Annotated in this window: 17 protein-coding genes; 9 read left to right on the top strand and 8 right to left on the bottom strand. The window is 68.7% G+C overall.

Features of this window, described 5'->3' with window-relative positions; translation table 11 throughout:
• Nucleotides 1–10 precede the first annotated feature (10 nt).
• The 4 genes from IRT45_RS09810 to cysD are packed head-to-tail and all read right to left on the bottom strand — an operon-like array spanning nucleotide 11 to nucleotide 4,864.
• Entirely contained in the window at nucleotides 11–802 is a 792-nt protein-coding gene (locus IRT45_RS09810) for an SDR family oxidoreductase (RefSeq protein ID WP_194805573.1), read from the bottom strand.
• Entirely contained in the window at nucleotides 799–2,037 is a 1,239-nt protein-coding gene (locus IRT45_RS09805) for a hypothetical protein (protein ID WP_228534091.1), read from the bottom strand. The genes IRT45_RS09810 and IRT45_RS09805 overlap by 4 nt, the downstream gene beginning before the upstream one ends.
• 35 nt (nucleotides 2,038–2,072) lie before the next feature.
• Nucleotides 2,073–3,959 (bottom strand): adenylyl-sulfate kinase, encoded by a 1,887-nt coding sequence (gene cysC, locus IRT45_RS09800; RefSeq protein ID WP_194805572.1) that lies wholly within the window; start codon nucleotides 3,957–3,959, stop codon nucleotides 2,073–2,075.
• On the bottom strand, nucleotides 3,959–4,864 hold the full coding sequence (gene cysD / locus IRT45_RS09795) for a sulfate adenylyltransferase subunit CysD (RefSeq protein ID WP_194805571.1): 906 nt from the start codon (nucleotides 4,862–4,864) through the stop codon (nucleotides 3,959–3,961). Before cysD ends, cysC begins: the two co-directional genes overlap by 1 nt.
• A gap of 626 nt (nucleotides 4,865–5,490) precedes the next feature.
• Here cysD and IRT45_RS09790 point away from each other — a divergent pair.
• From IRT45_RS09790 to IRT45_RS09780, 3 genes are read left to right on the top strand one after another with little or no spacing between them, the layout of a single operon-like run.
• Nucleotides 5,491–6,375 carry an IclR family transcriptional regulator gene (locus IRT45_RS09790; RefSeq protein ID WP_228534090.1) on the top strand — a complete coding sequence of 295 codons (885 nt, stop codon included), beginning with the start codon at nucleotides 5,491–5,493 and terminating at the stop codon, nucleotides 6,373–6,375.
• A gap of 36 nt (nucleotides 6,376–6,411) precedes the next feature.
• On the top strand, nucleotides 6,412–6,711 hold the full coding sequence (locus IRT45_RS37980) for a PASTA domain-containing protein (RefSeq protein ID WP_194805658.1): 300 nt from the start codon (nucleotides 6,412–6,414) through the stop codon (nucleotides 6,709–6,711).
• Nucleotides 6,712–6,739: 28 nt separating this feature from the next.
• The gene (locus tag IRT45_RS09780) at nucleotides 6,740–7,522 is read left to right on the top strand and encodes a phosphotransferase (RefSeq protein ID WP_194805570.1); all 783 of its coding nucleotides are present in this window, start codon (nucleotides 6,740–6,742) and stop codon (nucleotides 7,520–7,522) included.
• On the opposite strand, the gene IRT45_RS09775 is transcribed toward IRT45_RS09780, so the two are convergent.
• On the bottom strand, nucleotides 7,504–8,271 hold the full coding sequence (locus IRT45_RS09775; RefSeq protein WP_194805569.1) for an SDR family oxidoreductase: 768 nt from the start codon (nucleotides 8,269–8,271) through the stop codon (nucleotides 7,504–7,506). The genes IRT45_RS09780 and IRT45_RS09775 overlap by 19 nt on opposite strands.
• 384 nt (nucleotides 8,272–8,655) lie before the next feature.
• Between IRT45_RS09775 and IRT45_RS09770 the strand changes: the two genes are divergently transcribed.
• Both IRT45_RS09770 and IRT45_RS09765 read left to right on the top strand, forming a co-directional pair.
• On the top strand, nucleotides 8,656–9,567 hold the full coding sequence (locus IRT45_RS09770) for a CPBP family intramembrane glutamic endopeptidase (RefSeq protein ID WP_194805568.1): 912 nt from the start codon (nucleotides 8,656–8,658) through the stop codon (nucleotides 9,565–9,567).
• Between the two features lie 28 nt (nucleotides 9,568–9,595).
• Nucleotides 9,596–10,879 carry an FAD-binding oxidoreductase gene (locus IRT45_RS09765; RefSeq protein ID WP_194805567.1) on the top strand — a complete coding sequence of 428 codons (1,284 nt, stop codon included), beginning with the start codon at nucleotides 9,596–9,598 and terminating at the stop codon, nucleotides 10,877–10,879.
• A gap of 134 nt (nucleotides 10,880–11,013) precedes the next feature.
• Here the strand turns inward: IRT45_RS09765 and IRT45_RS09760 are convergent, their stop codons facing one another.
• Nucleotides 11,014–11,430 (bottom strand): cytochrome c oxidase subunit 4, encoded by a 417-nt coding sequence (locus IRT45_RS09760; protein ID WP_036500184.1) that lies wholly within the window; start codon nucleotides 11,428–11,430, stop codon nucleotides 11,014–11,016.
• Between the two features lie 18 nt (nucleotides 11,431–11,448).
• A complete protein-coding gene (locus IRT45_RS09755) occupies nucleotides 11,449–12,447 on the bottom strand; it encodes a cytochrome c oxidase subunit II (RefSeq protein ID WP_194805566.1) in 999 nt (332 codons plus the stop codon).
• Nucleotides 12,448–12,903: 456 nt separating this feature from the next.
• Between IRT45_RS09755 and asnB the strand changes: the two genes are divergently transcribed.
• From asnB to IRT45_RS09740, 3 genes are all read left to right on the top strand, one after another.
• Nucleotides 12,904–14,829, top strand: a complete 1,926-nt coding sequence (asnB, locus tag IRT45_RS09750; RefSeq protein ID WP_194805565.1) for an asparagine synthase (glutamine-hydrolyzing) — start codon at nucleotides 12,904–12,906, stop codon at nucleotides 14,827–14,829.
• 225 nt (nucleotides 14,830–15,054) lie between these two features.
• Nucleotides 15,055–15,414 carry a hypothetical protein gene (locus tag IRT45_RS09745; RefSeq protein ID WP_194805564.1) on the top strand — a complete coding sequence of 120 codons (360 nt, stop codon included), beginning with the start codon at nucleotides 15,055–15,057 and terminating at the stop codon, nucleotides 15,412–15,414.
• A 40-nt stretch (nucleotides 15,415–15,454) separates the two neighbouring features.
• Nucleotides 15,455–15,724, top strand: a complete 270-nt coding sequence (locus IRT45_RS09740) for a DUF2277 family protein (RefSeq protein ID WP_194805563.1) — start codon at nucleotides 15,455–15,457, stop codon at nucleotides 15,722–15,724.
• Nucleotides 15,725–15,737: 13 nt separating this feature from the next.
• Here the strand turns inward: IRT45_RS09740 and IRT45_RS09735 are convergent, their stop codons facing one another.
• Nucleotides 15,738–17,201 carry an aminotransferase class I/II-fold pyridoxal phosphate-dependent enzyme gene (locus IRT45_RS09735; RefSeq protein WP_194805562.1) on the bottom strand — a complete coding sequence of 488 codons (1,464 nt, stop codon included), beginning with the start codon at nucleotides 17,199–17,201 and terminating at the stop codon, nucleotides 15,738–15,740.
• A 226-nt stretch (nucleotides 17,202–17,427) separates the two neighbouring features.
• On the opposite strand from IRT45_RS09735, the gene IRT45_RS09730 reads away from it, so the two are divergent.
• Nucleotides 17,428–19,200: a metallophosphoesterase family protein gene (locus IRT45_RS09730; RefSeq protein WP_194805561.1), complete on the top strand. Its 1,773-nt coding sequence runs from the start codon at nucleotides 17,428–17,430 to the stop codon at nucleotides 19,198–19,200.
• The last annotated feature ends 178 nt before the right edge of the window (nucleotides 19,201–19,378 follow it).

The following is a 19,378-nucleotide window of genomic DNA, read 5'->3' as shown; positions in this document are numbered from 1 at the left end:
ATTCTGCTCCTCACACGTGGTATTCGCCGCAGTTGACGTCCAGGGTCTGGCCGGTGATGGCACTGGCCCATTCGGACGCGAGAAACACCACGGCTCTGGCGATCTCGTCCGGTTCCGGCAGTCGCTTCAGATCCGACCGGGAGGCGGTCTGCTCGTACACCTGGTCGACGGTGATGCCGTATTTCTTGGCGACCTCACCGAAATACCACTTCAGCTGATCGGCCCAGATGTAGCCGGGCGCCACACTGTTGACCCGAATCCCCTTGGCGCCCAGTTCGGTTGCCAGCGTCTGCGACATGGCCAGCAGCGCCGATTTGGCGACCTTGTAGCTGCCGTAGCGCGGTTCGGAGTGCCGCAGCACCGACGAATTGATCATCACCACCGCGCCCCGGGTCTTGGCGAGTTCGTCGGTGAAGGCCTGGGTCGCCCGCAGCGTGCCCAGTACCGTCAGCTCGAGGCTGTCGCTGATCTGCTGAAAGTCCGTGCGTGCCAGCGATTTCATCGACGGCATCGCGAACGCGTTGTTGACCAGCGCGTCGACCCGGCCGAAGGTCTCGACCGTGCGCTCGACCAGATTCGCCACCGCGGCATCGTCGGTGATGTCGGTCGGCACGATCAGGCTCGTCCCGCCCGCGCCGTCGATCTCGTCGGCCACCTCCCGCAGTCGCGATTCGGTGCGTGCGGCCAGCACCACCTTCGCACCGGCCGCGGCCGCCTGAACGCACAGGGCGCGGCCCAGTCCGGGGCCCACGCCGCTGATCACGACCACCTTGTCGGCCAGCAGGCCCGTTCCGGCGCTCATCCGAGCATCCGATCGGCGAAACCGCGCTGGCGGTCGGCGATACGGGCGCGCCAGCCCTGCTCATCGATGCGGTTGAGGTCGTAATGCGGCAGCCGCGCCGCCACCTCGTCGAACGGCACCAGCGCGAACTGCGGCCCGTCCGCCGGGGTCATCTCCCGGGCGACGCGCTGCCAGCGGAACTGCAGGATGCCGCGACGGCGCCCCGTGGTCTCGATCCAGTTGGCGATGCCCGGGTTGCGTGCCGAGACCACCATGCGGATCTGCCCGTCCGGATCGACCTGGGCCTGCGCGCTGTTGAGGCTGGTCTGGTGATTGACGTAGTCGAGGGAGATGTACCAGCGGCTGCCGAGCTGGAAACCCTGATACGGCGCATCGGATTTCGGCACCGTGATCACCAGCGCCTGGTCGTCGTCGAGATCGAAGTGGCCGACCGAGGAGTACTGCGTGCTGAGCCCGCCCGCGGTCAGCCGCGGTTCGGTGAGGGTGTTCACCGGCAGGTCGAGATAGAACCACTTGGGAAAGTTGAACCAGGTGTGGATGCGCTGCACCAGCGCCCGCGCCGCGGCCCGATACCGCTTGCGCAGCTGATCGACACCGGGTTCGGGGGCCGCGGTGCCGACGGTGTCGAGGCGCTCGATGCGGATGCTGCCCTTCGTCTCCGCGTTCCAGTCGCCGTAGACCTCGCGCACCGCGAGCATCGAGGCACCCTCGCCGAGGACGAAATAGTTCGGCCCGGCATCGGCTTTCGGCGGGCCGAAGCGGAGCTGGTAGCTGCCGTCGTCGGCGATCTGCAGGCGGCGATCGTCGAAGGCGTCGTCGCCGTTGGGCACGTCGGTGGCGGTGTAGTCGCCGCGCAGCACCTGGAAGCTGAGGTCGACGGTACTGCCGCGGACACCGGTGAGCAGATATTCCGCACCCGGCTCGACATTGGCGTGGTAGTAGAGCGTATCCGGGTTGTCCAGGCCCATTTTCGCGTGCGGGCCGGTGGAGCTCACGAAGTACGGGTGGCTGGTGCCGTGCGTGCCCGACAGCTGCAGGCACGCGGCGATACTGCCCGCGAGGTAGTCGTAGCCCTCGGCGAGATCCTTCTCGTCGTGGATGAAATCCGCTGCCGCGATCAGCTTCTCGGCCTCGGCGATCGCCGCGGTGAACGGTTCGGTGAGCGACCCGCCGCCCGGAAGTCCGTTTCCGGCGGCGGTATCGGTACCCGGTGACGATCCTGTCGATGTACTCATGTCGTCCTAGCGTGTTGTGCGGGCGGTAGTGCGGTTCACAGTCTCAGTTCGCGGCGGATCAGCGCGGCGATTTCGGCGGGTGAGCCGTGTTCGGGGGTGATCACGAGCTCGGCGTGTTCGGGACGTTCGTAGGGTGAGTCGATGCCGGTGAACTCCGGCAGCCGGCCCGCGCGAGCCTTGGCGTACAAGCCCTTCGGATCCCGGCGCTCACATTCCTCCAGGGGTGTGTCGACGAAGATCTCGTGGAAGTCCAGGCCGCTCGCGGCGTGCACACCGCGCGCCTGTTCGCGCTGATCGGCGAACGGGCTGATCACCGAGACGATGGCGATCAGGCCGGCGTCGGCGAACAGCGAGGCGACCTGAGCCACCCGGCGGATGTTCTCGCGCCGGTCGTCGTCGGTGAAACCGAGGTCGGCGTTGAGCCCGTGCCGCAGATTGTCGCCGTCGAGCCGGTAGGCCGGGCGGCCCGCGGCCACCAGCTGGCGCTCCAATTCCACGGCGATCGTGGACTTTCCGGAGCCGGACAGACCGGTCAGCCACACCGTCGCACCGGCGTTCGGACGCTCGCCGCGCCCCACCGACGAGCTGTGCCAGACGACGTCGTCACGCACCACCGCGGGTGCGGCCGAGGAGTCGGGCACGGACTCCGGTCCGGTGTCGCGGGCCAGGATCATCCCGGCGGCCACGGTCTGGTCGGTGTCCTCGTCGACGAGGATGAAACTGCCGGTGCGGCGATTGTCGCGGTAGCTGTCGACCATCAGCGGACGCTGGCTGCGCAGGGTGAGGCGGCCGATGTCGTTGAGCGCCAGGGCTTCCGCGTCGGTGACACGGTGCAGGGTGTTGACGTCGAGCCGGTAGTCGAGTTCGTGGACCTGCACGCGGGTGGTCTGGGTGGCGGTGCGGATCGCGTAGCGCGCCCCGGGCCGCAGTTCGGTGGTCTCGGAGAACCAGCACACCATGGCGTCGACCTCGTCGGCGATATGTGGCCGGTTTCCCGGACGGGCCAGCATATCTCCGCGCCCGACGTCGACCTCGTCGTCGAGTTCCACCGAGACCGCCATCCCGGTGAACCCCTCGTCCACCTTCACCCCGCCCGGCCCCCAGATCCGCGCGACCCGCGACGAGCGCCCGGACGGCAGCACGACCACCTCGTCGCCGGGTTTGAAGATGCCGCCCGCGATGGTTCCGGCATAGGTGCGATGACCGGCCCCACCGGCGCCGGTGGCGTGCGGGCGGATCACGTACTGCACCGGCAGCCGCGCGTCGATCAGATTGCGGTCCGAGGCGATATGCACCTGTTCGAGGTGGCTCAGCAGCGGCGGGCCCGAAAACCACGGCGTATGCGCGGAATCGGTGACCACATTGTCGCCGTGCAGCGCCGAGACCGGCACGAAACTCAGGTCGCCGACGGTCAGCTTCGCCGCGAAATCGGCGAATTCCTCGCGGATCTCCTCGAACCGCGCGGCCGACCAGTCCACCAGATCCATCTTGTTCACACACACCACCAGGTGCGGCACCCCGAGCAGCGAGGCCAGGAACGCATGCCGGCGGGTCTGCTCGACCACGCCCTTGCGCGCGTCGACCAGGATCAACGCCAGGTCGGCCGTCGAGGCGCCGGTCACCATATTGCGCGTGTACTGCACGTGGCCGGGGGTGTCGGCGATGATGAACTTGCGGCGCGGCGTGGTGAAGTAGCGGTAGGCCACGTCGATGGTGATGCCCTGTTCCCGTTCGGCGCGCAGGCCGTCGGTCACCAGCGCCAGATCCGTTGCGGCATCGCCACGCTGGGCGCTGGCTCGTTCGATGGCGGCCAGCTGATCGGAGAACAGGCTCTTCGAGTCGTAGAGCAGGCGGCCGATGAGGGTGGATTTGCCGTCGTCGACACTGCCGGCCGTCGCGAGACGTAACAGATTGCGGCTCATCAGAAGTAGCCCTCCCGCTTGCGGTCTTCCATCCCCGATTCGGAGATGCGGTCGTCGGCGCGGGTGGCGCCGCGTTCGGTGAGCCGGGTGATCGCGGTTTCGGCGATCACGGCCGCCGGATTGTCGGCCTCGCTCTCGATACATCCGGTACAGGTGGCGTCGCCGACGGTGCGGAACCGGACCGTCGTCTCGAACACCGGCTCGTCCGCGCCCGGAGTCAGGAAAGGATTGGCGGCCAGCAACATTCCGTCCCGCCGGAACACCGGGCGGCGATGCGCGTAGTACAGCGGCGGCAGTTCCACCGCCTCGCGGTCGATGTACTCCCAGATGTCGAGTTCGGTCCAGTTCGACAGCGGGAACACCCGGATATGCTGGCCCGCACGGTGTTTGCCGTTGTAGAGGTTCCATACTTCCGGGCGCTGCGCCCGCGGCTCCCAGGCGCCGAATTCGTCGCGGAAACTGAACACCCGCTCCTTGGCGCGCGCCTTCTCCTCGTCGCGCCGCGCCCCGCCGAACACGGCGTCGAAGCGGTGTTCGGCGATCGCCCGCAGCAATGTGGTGGTCTGTAACCGGTTCCGGCTCTCCCCCGGGCGTTCGGTCACCCGCCCGACGTCGATATCGTCCTGCACCCGCGCCACCAGTAGCCGCGCACCGAGCCGGGCCGCCGTGCGATCGCGGAAGTCGATCACCTCGTCGAAGTTGTGCCCGGTGTCGACGTGCAGCAGCGCGAACGGCAGCGCCGCCGGCCAGAACGCCTTGCGCGCCAACTCCAGCATCACCGCCGAGTCCTTACCGCCCGAGAACAGCAGCACAGGCCGTTCGAAGGTGGCCGCCACCTCCCGGAAGATGTGCACCGATTCGGCCTCGAGGGCCGACAGATGCGACAGCTCGTATCCCGTCCGCATCACATTCGCCTTGTCCGCATCGCTCGCACCGCTTCCCGCATCCGAAATCTCGACCACTTCCGGGTTGCAGTGTCGAATATTCGACGCTATTGTTCGATATTGTGACACCGACGATAAGCGGATGCCCGTGCGTCGGTCAAGGGGCTGTAGACCCCCCGCGGGTTTCACCGCGCGCCTGGCCGCCGTACCGGCGCGAAGTCGCTGCATCGACCTGCTCCGGTAGCCGAGCTGCGATTGCGGCCCGGCGCACGCCGACCCGAGCCCAGCAGTGCCTCGAGGTCCCGGCCTCCACCGCGCCGCACCTGGCCCCTCGCCCACATTCGGCGCGCTCCGAGCCGGCCACCCCGGCTCACCTCTCACGTCGGACCGCACAGCAACGACCGGCACGGTGAGCCGCCTGTGCGCACCGAACGCAGCCACCGCCCGGCGCACCCGGGACCGAGACAGCGGCTTTGCGGCACCCGGGGCGTGGACATCCGCACCGACGCGGGCACCGATCCAGGCCGCCGCACTCGAAGGACCATGCCCGCGGCGACCGGTACGGTGAGCGGCGGTGTGACCCGTCACCGCCGGGGGCGGCGCGATCGGCGCCCGCGTGGATCAACTTGTGACCAGGAAAGGACGCCATGTCCGAGGGCACCGACATCGCTACTCCCGCCGCCTCCGCGGGATCACCACCCACGCATCGGGTGGTGCGGGTGATCGAACTGCTGTCGCGCCGACCTGCCGAGCACTTGTCGCTGGCGCGGATCGTGCGCGAGACCGGACTCTCGCGGGCGACGGCACATGCCGTGCTGACCCAGCTCACGGCCGACGGCTGGACCGTGCGCGATCTCGACGGCAACTACGGTCTGGGCATGGGGCTGCTGGCGGTCGCACGCCGCGCGGAGGCGGCGTTCCCGCTGCGCCGCCTCGCCGCGGATCTCCTGCGGGAATTCGTTGCCGAACAGGGCTTTCCGGTCTTTCTGGCCGAGCGCGACGACGGGTCGATCATCATCACCGAGGTCGCCGGGACCCCCTCGGTGCCGTGGATCCGGCAGGGCCGCCGCCTGCCCCTCGCACCGCCGGTCGCGCGCGAATTCATCGCCTGGGCACCAGCTTCCGAACGCACCACCTGGATCGACCACGCCGACCCCGCCCATCGCGAACGCCTGCTCGCGGTACTCGACGCCGTCCGCGCCCGCGGCTACTCCGTCGAACGCCTCGCCGACGAATCCGCGCCCATACTCGAAGCCCTTGCCGCCCTGCGCAATTCACCGGTGACCGACCCGCTCCGCAACCGCCTCGGCAGCATGATCACCGACCTGATCACCATCGACTACCTCCCCGACGAACTCGGTGCCGAAAACGCCGTCGTCACCGTCGCCGCCCCCATCTTCGCCGGCGACCGAGTCATCGCCGCCGTAGTCGCCTGCCCCGACACTCGCCTGTCGGCCCAGCACCTCACCGAACTCGGCGCCGCCATCACCGCCACCGCAGAAAAGATCACGAGAACAACCACCGGCACCTGATCGACCGGCCGGACGTCGGCCGCCACTGCGCATCCGATTACCGACGCGACCAGCACGCCGAAGGCCGCGCACCCCACCCGGCCCGCCGGCGCGACCACATCGCCCGCGCCCGGCACGGTCACCGTTCCCGATGTCCGAGGCGACCGTCCGGCCCTCGCCGATCAACTCCTCACCGCCGCGGGCCTGCACGCGCACATCACCGGCGGCACCGGCCGCGGGCCGGGCGGCGGCCAGTGTGTCATCACCGGCCAAACGCCTGGCGCGGAAGCCTCGGTGCCCACCGGCACCACGATCGAGCTCACCACCGGCGAGGTCGGCGGGCAGAGTCCCTGCTGAACCGGGACCATCGAGTTACGGTCGCGCCATGGAGTTTTCCGGAGGCTGGGACACCGTGGCGAGCTTGGTGGACGACCGCTGGGTCGAGCGGCGGCCCCGGCGCCCGGAGGTCGCCGCGCAACTGCTGCGTGAAACGCGGCTGCTGCCGTGGCTGGCGGCACAACTGCCGCTGCCCGTGCCGGTCCCTCGGGTGGCCGGGGAGGACCCGCTCGTCGTGCGCCATGCGTTGATTCCGGGTAGCGCACTCGAAACACCCCGTGCCGAACAGGGTTTCCTGGTCGGGCGATTTCTCCGCGCCCTGCACGACTGTCCCGCAAGGACGGCGATCGAGCACGGATTGGCGCCGAGAGAACAGACCCGGCGCGACCGCGACGAGACCTTCGAACAGTTCCGCGCCGACGTGGTTCCGCTGCTGCCGAACGCTCATCGTCGCGCGGCGCTGGAGCTGCTGGACGCGGCCCGCGACTTTCCCGCCGATACCGTCGTCCACGGCGACATCGGTCCGGAGCACATCCTGGTCGACGGCGGCCGCATCACCGGCGTGATCGATTTCGGTGACACTCACCTGGGTGATCCGGCCATCGACCTGGCGTGGGCGCTGTACGGCGCCCCACCCGAGTTCTCGAACGCCGTGACCGCCATGTACGGGGTGACCGGCGAACTCCGCAGCCGGGCGTCGGTGTGGCATCGGCTCGGACCGTGGCACGAGGTGACCCACGGCCTCGAGACCGGCTCGACAGCCCATATCCGCAGCGGGCTGGCCGGCCTGCTCGAGCGCCTGTCCCCGGCGGATCAACCACGCAGCCGATAGCTGGGGCTCGGGTTCGCCGCGACGTAGTCGGCCCACGTGCGGGTGCCGTCGGCGTGGTCGGGACAGGTGTTGTCGCCGGCCCGGAAGCTCCGCGCGATCTTGCCGGGGAGCGGGAGCGACACCGTCCGCCGAGGACGCCCGTAATGGTGCTGCCACGTCGTCACCAACTCGCCCAGCGTCGATACCTGCGGTCCGCCGAAATCCGCTGCACGGCCGCGGGGTTCCCCTTCCACCAGGTCGGCCAGGCGGGTGGCCACATCGTCGGTGGCGACCGGCTGGAAGCGGAAATCCGAGGGCAGCGGGGCGATCGGGAGCTTCTGCACACCGGCGAGCACCGCGGCGATCAGGTCGTGGAATTGGGTGGCGCGCTGAATCGTATGCGGCACACCGCTGTCGGCGATCAGGTGTTCGCAGGCGAGTTTGTTGCGGTAATAGCCGAAGGGGATGCGGTCGATGCCGACGATCGACACATAGATCAGATGCCGCGCTCCCCCGGCGACCGCGAGCAGATTCCGCGTCTGCTCGATATCCGGCTTACCGAACCGCCGGAAGTCCGAGGCCGCGTGCACGATCGACTCCGCGCCCTCGGCAGCGTCGCGCACCCCGGCCCCGGTCGTCAGATCCCCCGCGTGCGTTCCCGCACCCGGTCGCCGCGAGAGCACCCGCACGTCGTGCCCGCGTTCCCGCAGCCGATCCACGATGTGCCGCCCGAGCGCGCCTGTCCCACCGGTCACCAGCACTGTGCTCATACCTCCACCCAACCCCGCACCCGCGGTCCGGGCAAGCACCGACAGCCGATGTCACATCCGAATCACCACAGGCCGCCACCATCGCAAGGCGCCGCACGCGACGGTAAGCGGCTGTAGATCGGGTGATGGTGAACTAATCGTGCGAAGCTCGCCGAAATCGGCGGTTTTCCGCATTTCCTGTGGCGGTTTGCACGAAAAGTTCAGGGGCCAAGTCCCGCCTCCCCAACATCCCGCACGCCCGCACGTCGGCGAGCCCTCCGTCCGAACCACGCTGCGCGGGAACCGTTCCCACTTCTGCCGCGTCGAAGTATCCGGGGGCGCCGAATGCCGGAGAGGTGACGGCCGATCCCGATCGGCATCGGATTCAGTCGCAAGGACGGACATATGACTGCTCGGCGTTCGGATATCGCCACGTACATCGTGGTGGCGTACGCACTCGCATGGGTGCTCGCGTCGATTCCCTGGATCGACGGGAAGGGGCTGGAGTCCATACCGTGGCTCCACGACGGCGCGGCCCTGATGATGTTCGCGCCGACGGTGGCCGTTCTGGTGGTCCGGTGGCGACGACATCAGCCATTGCTCGCCCGGCCCGCCGCACCCGGGCTCCCGCCCGCATCGGGCTTCGCCGCCGACATCGGCTTGGGTCTGGGCCCCTCCCCCGCACGGACCGCCCGGCTCATCGTGGCCGCCTGGTTCGGCGTTCCGATGGTGGCATGGATCGCCTACGAGATCAGCGCCGCGCTCGGCTGGTTCCACTTCGACCTCAGCACCGTCGGCACCGATCTGATCGTCGCCATGATCATCGAGTCCCTGACCACCATGATCGTCGGGGCCGTCCCGCTGACTCTCGGCGAGGAGATCGGCTGGCGCGGATGGCTGCTGCCCCAGTTGATCTCTCGCTACGGCACCCCCGTGGCACTGACAGCCACCGGAGTGATCTGGGCGCTGTGGCACGCACCGCTGACTCTGCTGGGCTACGGCTTCACCGATATCGGCGCCTGGTCCGCCCTGGCCTACATCCCGTTCTGTGTGACCTTCGGTGCGGTGCTGGGCTGGCTGCGGCTGCGTTCCGGAAGCATCTGGCCCGCCGCGATCGGCCACGCCGCCTGGAACGCCGGGATCGTGGTGTTCGGCGCGCTGAAATCGACGGCGCCGGACGAGCAACCACATACGCTGCTGACAGGTTCCGGCGTCACCGGGTGGATCCTCTGGGCGGCCGTCGCGACCGCGTTGTTCGCCTTCGCGCCCATTGTGAAAACCCCCGCACCTGCACTGCTAACTTCGGTGCAGACGTAGCGCCGCTACTGTGGTTAGCTTTGAGGCCATGAGTACCACGCTCGCTGCTCTTCCGGAGGAATACCTGCCCCGCGATACCGCGGATGTCGTTCGCACAGTGCGAGATTCACGACCGCAACCGCTGACCGTGCGCGGCGGCGACCACAGCAGCGAGCAGCTCGACGACGAACCGGCCCCGCCCGACCGTCGCATCGTGATGTCGCTGCGGCGGATGAACCGGGTGCAGGCGGTCGACGCCGATGCGCGACTGGTACGGGTGCAGGCCGGCGCACGACTGTCCGATATCGATCGCACTCTGGCCGCACACGGCCTCGGGCTGCCGATCGTCGGCGACCACCGCGAGATCACCGCGGGCGGTTTCGCGGCCGTCGGCGGGCTCAGCGCGGCCTCACACCGCTACGGCATGTTCAGCGACAACGTGGTCGCCCTCGAATACGTGGACCCTGAGGGCAGATTCGGCACCTGCGGGCGCACCCACCACGCCGGCCGGTTCCGGCGCATCCTCGGCGGAGCCGGGCGCACCGGCATCATCACGGCGCTGACGCTGCAAGCCATCGAGGTCGACAAGGACCACACCTGGCTGACCTCCGACGCGCACCGATTCCTCGACTTCGACACCTTCGTCGAGCACTCCCACGCCGAGATCACCCGCCCCGGCGACGCCCTGCTGCAGGTCGGCCGCTGGGTCGACACCGCGCCGCTGCGCGTGTCGCGACCGGTCGGCACCGGAAACATCCAGCTCGGCACGGTCCGCTTCGGCCAGTGGTCGAGTCTGCATCCCACCACCGCCACCCCCTCGCTGCGGGCCCGCCGCGAACTGGGCGCGCGGGCGCGAAAGTCGTTGGGCGCCATCGCCTCCGCCGCGGGCGGCCGCGCCGGTATGCCGGTGCGCAACGCCGCCGCCGGTGCGCTGATGTTCGCGCCGAAGGTGCTCACGTTGCGCGACGCCGAATATCTCGCGGACACCGTGATCAGCTCCTCCGAGCGCGGCCCCGCCTACCGGGTGGCGGTCTTCGCGCCCATGAGCAGCTACAGCACCGTCTTCCACCGGCTGCACGACCTGTTCGCCGACCACCGCGAACGCAGCGGCGCCATCACGGTCATCTCCGCCATGACCTACGGCGTGCGCTCCCCGGATCTGCACGAATCCGCGGGCGAGGACCACGGCTTCATCACCTTCACCTGCCGCCTGCGCCCCACCGGCACCTACTCCGGCCGCTCCGGCGCCCCGGAACTGATGCGCGACATCACCTCCGGTATCGACGACATCTGCCGCTCCGAACGCGCCCGCCGCTACCACACCCCGGACTGATTTCCCTGCGTAGACCGAACGCCCCGGCAGACCTGTCGGGGCGTTCGGCTTTTCCGGCGATATCTCGCAATGGCCCCATAACGACGAAGCGCCCCGGCCGAAGCCGGGGCGCTCTCGAGACTGCCGTCAGGTGCTCAGTGCTTCTCGGGTCCCACGTGGTACTCGAACACCAGGCCGGCGACCGAGGCCAGGACGCAGAGCACGCCCAGGCCGATCAGCCAGTACTGGAAAAACGCGAAGCCGAGCGCGGTGACCGAGGCGGAACCGGCCAGCAGGATGGGCCAGAAGCTGCCGGGCGAGAAGAAGCCCAGGTCGCCGGCGCCGTCGATGATCTCGGCCTCTTCGTAGTCCTCGGGGCGCAGATCGAGGCGGCGCGCCACGAAGCGGAAGTAGGTGCCGACGATCAGGGTCAGTCCGGCGGTCAGCACGATGGCGGTTGTGCCCGCCCACTCGACGCCGGTGCGGGACTGGCCGGTGAAGAATCCGTAGACGACCGCCACGATGATGAAGAACACCGTGAGCAGCTCGAAGATGCGTGCTTCGACCTTCATGTCTGTTCAGTACCCTTCTTACTTGCTCTCGGCCTGGCTGGCTTCACGCGCGGTGCGACGGGTGTCGAACGGATGCGTGGTCGTCGCCACCGGCGACTCGCCGATGCTCGACAGGGCCTCGGCATTGGTCTTACCCGCTTCGCGGGCGGCGATGTACTTGTCGAACTTGTCCGGCGTCACGGCGCGCACTTCGAAGTTCATCATCGAGTGGAAAGTACCGCACATCTCCGCGCAGCGGCCGACGAAGGCACCCTCGTGCTCGATCTTGGTGATCTGGAAGGTGTTGTCGGAGTGGTTTTCCTTCGGGTTCGGCATCACGTCGCGCTTGAACAGGAACTCCGGCACCCAGAAGGAGTGGATGACGTCGGCCGAGGCCAGCTGGAATTCCACGACCTTGTTGGTCGGCAGCACCAGCACCGGGATCTCGTTGGACGAGCCGACGGTCTCCACCTTGTCGTAGTGCAGGTAGGAGATGTCGTTGGCGGGCAGGCCGTGCAGCGGACCCGGCTGCGGGTGGCCGTCGGCGGTGCGCTCCTTGTACTCGCTCTGAATCTGCTCGTTCATCGCCTGACGGGTCTGGTCGACACCGTCGTAGACCTGGCCGTTCTGGCCGACGGCCTTCTGGTAGCCGAACTTCCAGTTCCACTGGAACGCGGTCACGTCGACGACCACATCCGGGTTCGAGGTCTTCTCGTGCACGTAGTTCTGCACGACCACGGTGAAGTAGAACAGCACCGCGATGATCACGAACGGAATCGCGGTGTAGGTCAGCTCCAGCGGCACGTTGTAGCCGGTCTGCCGCGGGAACTCCGGGGAGTTCTTCTTCTTGCGGTGGAAGGTCACGGTCCAGAAGGTCAGGCCCCAGACCAGCACACCCATCGCCAGGGCGGCGACGACCGACCACGTCCACAGTTCCCGCATCCGGGTCGCCTGCGGGGTCACACCCGAGGGCCACCCGAACCGAAGCACGGGATTGTCGATCGAGCAGCCCGAGACGAGCATCACGGTGATCCCCATGGACACCGCCAGCCCGGCCCGCCGAAGGATGCGGCCCCGCCGTACCCGGGCGGGTCGTGCCCCTATCGCTTCGCTCGCCTTGTGCGCCACGCTCAACGCCTTCCTGGTCGTCCATCCGACACGGCGCCACCCGGATGCCGGGCAGCGCGTTTTCAGCACGTTCGGGAGCCTTCCGCGAGCCGCACCGAACGCACGGCCGACCACGAGAGTTCCCGAGTACTACGCAGCGTAGACCAAACCGCCTCCCGCGTTGTGCCCGGGTCGCTTTCGACACACCGGCCACCGGGTGCGATCCCCGGCCGTACCTTCGCGCCGGTCACGCACCCGGATGCGAAATCCCTGGCGAGCGCGACCGCCGCCCAGCGAGGCGACGAGCAGGCCCGCGGTGCGGCATACTCGGGGACTGGTTTCGAATGTTCTCCGCGTACCCGATCCGGAAACGAGGTTCTCGACGCAGTGTGTGGACTGCTGGGATTTCTGACCGCCGATGTGGCCACCGACTCCGTCGTACAACAGGTGTACGACGCCTTGCAGTGCGGGCGCCATCGCGGCCCGGACGAGCGCGGCACCTGGCACGACGAACACATCATCCTGGGCTTCAACCGCCTGTCGATCATCGACATCGAGCATTCGCATCAGCCGCTGCGCTGGGGTCCGCCGGAGAATACGGAGCGTTATGCGCTGGCGTTCAACGGTGAGATCTACAACTACCTGGAGTTGCGCGCGCAGCTGAGCGAGGAGTTCGGGGCGCGGTTCGCCACCGAGGGCGACGGTGAGGCGATCGTCGCGGCCTATCACCACTGGGGCACCGCGGCATTCTCCAAGCTGCGCGGCATGTTCGCCTTCGCCATCTGGGACACCGAGACCCAGGAGCTGGTGCTGGCCCGCGACCCGTTCGGCATCAAGCCGCTGTTCCTGGCCACCGGCCCGGGCGGCACCGCCTACGCCAGCGAGAAGAAGAGCCTGCTGGAACTGCTGCCGGCGCTGAACCTCTCGGACGCACTGGATCCGCGTGCCCTCGAGCACTACACGGTGCTGCAGTACGTGCCGGAGCCGGAATCGCTGCACGCGAACATCCGCCGCCTGGAATCGGGCTGCTACGCCACCCTGCGCCCCGGCGCCGCGCCGGAAGTGACTCGCTACTTCGAGCCGAACTTCCGGGTGCGCCCGTTCGCGGCCGGCTCGGAGGAGGCCCGCTACCGCGAGATCGCGGCGGTGCTCGAGGATTCGGTCGCCAAGCACATGCGCGCGGACGTCACCGTCGGCGCCTTCCTGTCCGGTGGCATCGACTCCACCGCCATCGCGGCGCTGGCGATCCGGCACAACCCGAATCTGCTCACCTTCACCTCGGCGTTCGAGCGGGAGGGGTATTCGGAGGCCGATGTGGCGGCCGAGACCGCGGAGGCGATCGGCGCGAAGCATTTCATCCGCACGGTCAGCCCCGAGGAGTTCGCGGGCGCGATCCCCGAGATCGTCTGGTACCTCGACGATCCGGTGGCCGATCCGGCGCTGGTGCCGCTGTATTTCGTGGCCCAGGAGGCCCGCAAGCACGTCAAGGTGGTGCTCTCCGGCGAGGGTTCCGACGAGCTGTTCGGCGGCTATACGATCTATCGGGAACCGTTGTCGCTCAAGCCTTTCGAGTATCTGCCGAAGGGTGTGCGGCGGCTGGCCGGCAAGCTTTCGGACCGGATTCCGGACGGGACGCGCGGCAAGAGCCTGCTGCACCGCGGTTCGCTGCCGCTGGAGCAGCGCTACTACGGCAATGCCCGCAGCTTCAGCGACGCCCAGTTGCGTTCGGTGCTGCGCGAGTTCCGCCCGGAGTGGACGCATCAGGATGTGACGGCCCCGATCTACGCGCGCTCGCGCGGCTGGGATCCGGTGGCGCGCATGCAGCATCTGGACCTGTTCACCTGGTTGCGCGGTGACATCCTGGTCAAGGCCGACAAGATGACCATGGCCAATTCGCTGGAGTTGCGGGTGCCGTTCCTGGACCCCGAGGTGTTCGCGGTCGCCGAGCAGATCCCGTATCAGCAGAAGATCACCAAGGAGACGACCAAGTACGCGCTGCGCCGCGCGCTCGAGACGATCGTCCCGCCGCATGTGCTGCACCGGCCGAAACTGGGCTTCCCGGTGCCGCTGCGGCACTGGCTGCGCGGACCGGAACTCTACGACTGGGCAGCCACCCAGATCGCGGAATCGCAGACCGATCATCTGCTGGACAAGTCCGCGATCAAGGCGATGTTGGAGGCGCACCGCGCCGGCAACGGCGACCACAGCCGTCGCCTGTGGACGCTGCTGGTGTTCATGATCTGGCACGGCATCTTCGTCGAGGACCGCATCAAGCCCGATATCCAGGAGCCCACCTACCCCGTGCGGCTCTAGCCGGCGGCTACCAGCGACGCGGGCGTCGTACCGCGGCCGATCACGGCCGGCGGTGCGGCGCCCGTCCCGTTTCCGGCGATTCCCTTCACACTCGTAGTCACGTCATCTTTTTGACGCTCTTGAACGTACCGTTAAACAGCGGTACATTAAGTGGCGTCACGCTAGTCGAGCGGCCCGATCGGGCCGCGGACGGATACGACCGAGACACGTACCGAAGGAATTCCGATGGTTCGAAACGACCTGCCCTCGAAGCTCCGCACCCGCATGTCACGCACCGTGATCACGGTCGCCATCGCGGCGGCACCGATCGTGGCGGCCGCCGCCCCCGCGCTCGCCGAACCGGCGGCGCCGGCCCGGTCCCAGGAAGTACAGACACCCGGAACGGATATCCAGTTCGTCCACGGCTGGGGCCATCATGGCGGCTGGGGTGGCTATCACGGCGGCTGGGGAATGCCCGGCTGGGGTCTGCCGCGCGGCGGTTACGGCGGCTTCTACCCCGGGTGGTACAGCCCGTGGACGGGTGGCGGCTACGGGTACGGATACGGCTACGGATATTCGCCGTTCTCGAGCGGCAGCGCCGCCTGAACCGGCTCGATCGCGACCGGCGCGGGGCCTACTCGTAGGCATGTGCCGAAACATCACCGCACTGCGCGGGCTCGAACCGGAAGCCACGGCCGAGGAGATCGAGGCGGCCGCGCTGCAGTACGTCCGCAAGGTGGGTGGTCTGAGCAGTATCTCCACGGCCACCCGCCCCGCGGTCGAGGAAGCCGTCGCCGAGATCGCCGCGGCCACCACCCGCCTGCTGGCGGCTCTGCCCGACCGCAAGGTGCCGCCGAAGTCGGTTCCGCCGCTGCGGCGGCCGGAGGTGCAAGCGCGCATCGCCGCCCGCGCCTGAGCCCGGAGCGGACCTAACCTTTCGCCACCACCCGGACCGTCGAGAGGGTCGGGTCGGTGGCATCGGGAAGTCGCATGCCGGCGGCGAGACCGCTGCGCAGATAGTCGAGTACCGCCGTGCTCAGCAGATCGCCCGGAACCACATCGGGGGCACCCGGCGGATACGGGGAGATGATCTCCGCGGCGACCCGCCCGGCCGCGGCGTCGATCGGGACCTGCTCGGCCGGGGCGAAGAACGCGTCGCGCGGCCGCATCGCGGTCTCGGGCTCCAGGCACGCGGGGCTCGGGACCTCGACGCGCGGCGCGGCCGGAAATTCGGGGGCGGCGACGGTCACCGCGGTGAGACCGTCGAGCAGGGTGTCCGCGGTCCGGGCGTCGTCGGCACAGGTGAACTGCGCGACGATGCGGCGGTGATCGGCCACCGCGACCGCGATGTGCCGCTGCCGATAGAGCCAATCCGCGACTTGATATCCGTCGACGCCCAGTCCGGTGACGTCGATGGTGATCTTGAACGGATCGACCGATGCGGCGAGACCGGGCCCGGCGAAATCGTCGTCGGCGACCGCGAGCCCCTCCACTTCCGCGCACCGCCGCCGAACAGCGCCGGCCAGCTCCATCCCCGCCTCGAGCAGGCTGTGCCCGTGCTGCATCATCTGCCGTCGCCAGCCGTCGATCGACGCGTACACCAGTGAGGTCGGGCTCGTCGTGTCGAGCAGATCGGACCGCTGACGCAGCAGTGACGAGTCGACTCGGTCGCCGCGCAGATGGAAGACCGAGCTCTGCTGCAGCGCCATCCCCATCTTGTGCACGCTGGTCACGCCCACATCGGCGCCCGAGGTCATCGCCCATTGGGGTAGCCGGTCGTGAAACGGCAGATGCGCGCCCCACGCCGCGTCGACGATCAGCGGCACATCACGCTCGTGGCACACCTCCGCGACGGTCCGCACGTCGGAACAGGTTCCGTAATCGGTCGGGCTGACCAGCAACGCCCCTACGGCCTCGGGATCGCGCGCGAACGCGGCACGGAACTCCTCCGGCCCCGGCGGATGACTCAGGCGCAGCCGCGTATCCCAGCGAGGGCGCACCCACCCCGGTCGCGCACCGCTGAGGATCAACCCCAGCACCACCGACTTGTGAGCGTTGCGGGGCACCAGCAGGGTGTCGTGCGGTCCGGCCACCGCCAGCATCGCGGACTTGACCGACAGGGAGCTGCCGCAGGTGGAAAACGTCGACTCGTCCGCGCCGACCGCGTCGGCCATCAGTTCCTGCGCTTCACGCAGCACCCCGTATCGCAGTAGACGATCGTCGAGCCCGTTGAGGGCGACCACATCCGCGGCGAACGCCCCCGGCCCGAGGACGTCGAGAACCCGGGAATCGACTCGCCGCCCCTGCTTGTGACCGGGCGGACTGAACGGCACGAAACCCCGCATCCGGAAGTCGCGCAGCGCGTCCAGCACCGGGGCTCTGTCGTGGTCCATAGTGCTCGGCTAACCACCGATCCGGCCGCCAAACTGCGAGGCACGGGCGCCGCCGAACGCCCGCGCCGGCCCGACCGGATCGCCGCGGCTCGCGACGGCGGGTCGGGAAACCCGCCCTACGACCACCGCGATGCCAGGACGAGCACTCGATGGCTTCGGCTCGTGATTCACCCGGCGTTCGCCGTGGCGTGGGGTTTTCTGAACCCGCGCACGGTTGGCTGGAGGTATGGACGAGCGGGATGCCTCGGAGCCGGTAGCGAAGCAGGCGGATAACGCCGAGACGGGGGCAGGCCCTGGTTCGGCATCGGGCGCCGGCCCCCACCGAGATGGCACCGCCGAGCCGGATACCGCTGCTCAGGCCGGCGGGCCGGAGGGCAGCGGCGCTCACCCCGGCCGGTCCCGCGGGGTGAGCCGACGGTGGTTGTTCGGCGCGTCGGGGGCGGCGGCGATCGCCGGGCTGGCCGTGGGCGCCGGAACGACGGCGGCGTTGCACGGCGACGGGTCGTCGACCGGTAGCGGCGGGCGATTCTGGCCGCTGTCACCGGATTTGGCGATGAGTCCGTCCCGGGTGGCCGCGCCGCCGGTGACGGGCTTGCATCTGCAGTTCGGCGCCGACGCCGCGCGCGAGGCCGTGGTGAGCTGGCAGAGTTCGGCATCCGTCCACAATCCGGTGGTTCGATTCGGCACGGCCACAACGGGATTCGGCTCGACCGCGCCGGCGCGGACCCGGGTCTACCGGGACGCCGCCTCGGGCACCGAGGTATACGCCCATCACGCGGTACTGACCGGGCTCACTCCGGACACCGACTACATCTACGCCGCCGGACACGACGGCGCCACACCGGAATTGGGCACCCACCGCACCGCGCCGGCGGGCCGGGCCGCGTTCCGCTTCACCAGTTTCGGCGATCAGGGCACTCCGACGCTCGGCAAGCTGGACAACGGCCGCTACGTCAACGACAACCTCGGCTCCCCCGTCGCCGGTGATGTCACCGCGGGGATCGAACATCTGGCCCCGCTGTTCAATCTCGTCAACGGCGATCTGTGCTACGCCAATCTCGCCACCGACCGGATCCGCACCTGGAACGACTGGTGGGCCAACAACTCTCGGTCCGCTCGCCACCGCCCGTGGATGCCGGCGCCGGGTAATCACGAGAACGAACGCGGCAACGGTCCGATCGGCTACGAGGCGTTCCAAACCTATTTCACCGTGCCCGACAGCGGCGCCGAGGACCTTGCGCGCGGGCTCTGGTACGCCTTCACGGTCGGCGCGGTCCGGGTGATCGCGGTGGCCAACGACGACATCTGCCTGCAGGACGGCGGCAACTCCTATGTGCACGGCTACTCCGGGGGTGCCCAGAAGCGTTGGCTGGACAAGGAATTGGCCGCCGCCCGCGCGGATCGCGCCATCGACTGGATCGTCGTGTTCATGCATCAGACCGCGATCTCCTCGGCCGACAAGGCCAACGGCGCCGATCTGGGTATCCGCCAGGAATGGCTACCGCTGTTCGACCGCTACCAGGTCGATCTGGTGCTGTGCGGCCACGAACACCATTACGAGCGTTCCCATCCCGTGCGCGGCGTCCTCGGCAGCGACACCCTGACACCGAAACCGGTCCCGGAGGCGGTCACGCCCGCCACCGCGACCGCGCCCGAGATCATCGACACCTCGCGGGGCACAGTGCATCTCGTGATCGGCGGCGGTGGTACCTCCGTCCCATCGAACGGGCTGTTCTTCCCCGGACAGCAGTGCCGGGTGATCACCGGTGTCGGCGCCGTCGACCCCGCCACGGGTAAGAAGGCGCCGATCTATGTGATGGAGCAGGCGCCCTGGTCGGCCTTCAAGGATCCCGACCATCCCTACGGCTTCTGCGCTTTCGACGTCGATCCCGGCGCCCCCGGCGGCCACACCACCATGACCGCCACCTACTACGCGGTGACCGACACGGTGAAGCCGGTGGACAGCTTCGTCCTCACCCGCCCACGTTCCGACCACTGACCCGTCCGCTGTCATCGACACCGGGGCGACGAAAGGCCCGGCCGCATATCCGTCCGCCCCGGCAACGCCGTACTGCTAGCGCGTTCCCGACCGCACCTGTCACGCCGCGGGAATGCCGTCTCGCGCGGTCATCAGCCCGGCCTTCAGCGACGTGTGCGACACGAACGATCCGGCCGTC

The sequence above is a fragment of the Nocardia sp. BSTN01 genome, assembly GCF_015354405.1.
Classification (GTDB): Bacteria; Actinomycetota; Actinomycetes; order Mycobacteriales; family Mycobacteriaceae; genus Nocardia.
Note: the sequence above shows the minus strand (reverse complement) of the source record. Positions and strands in the feature narration are given on the sequence as shown.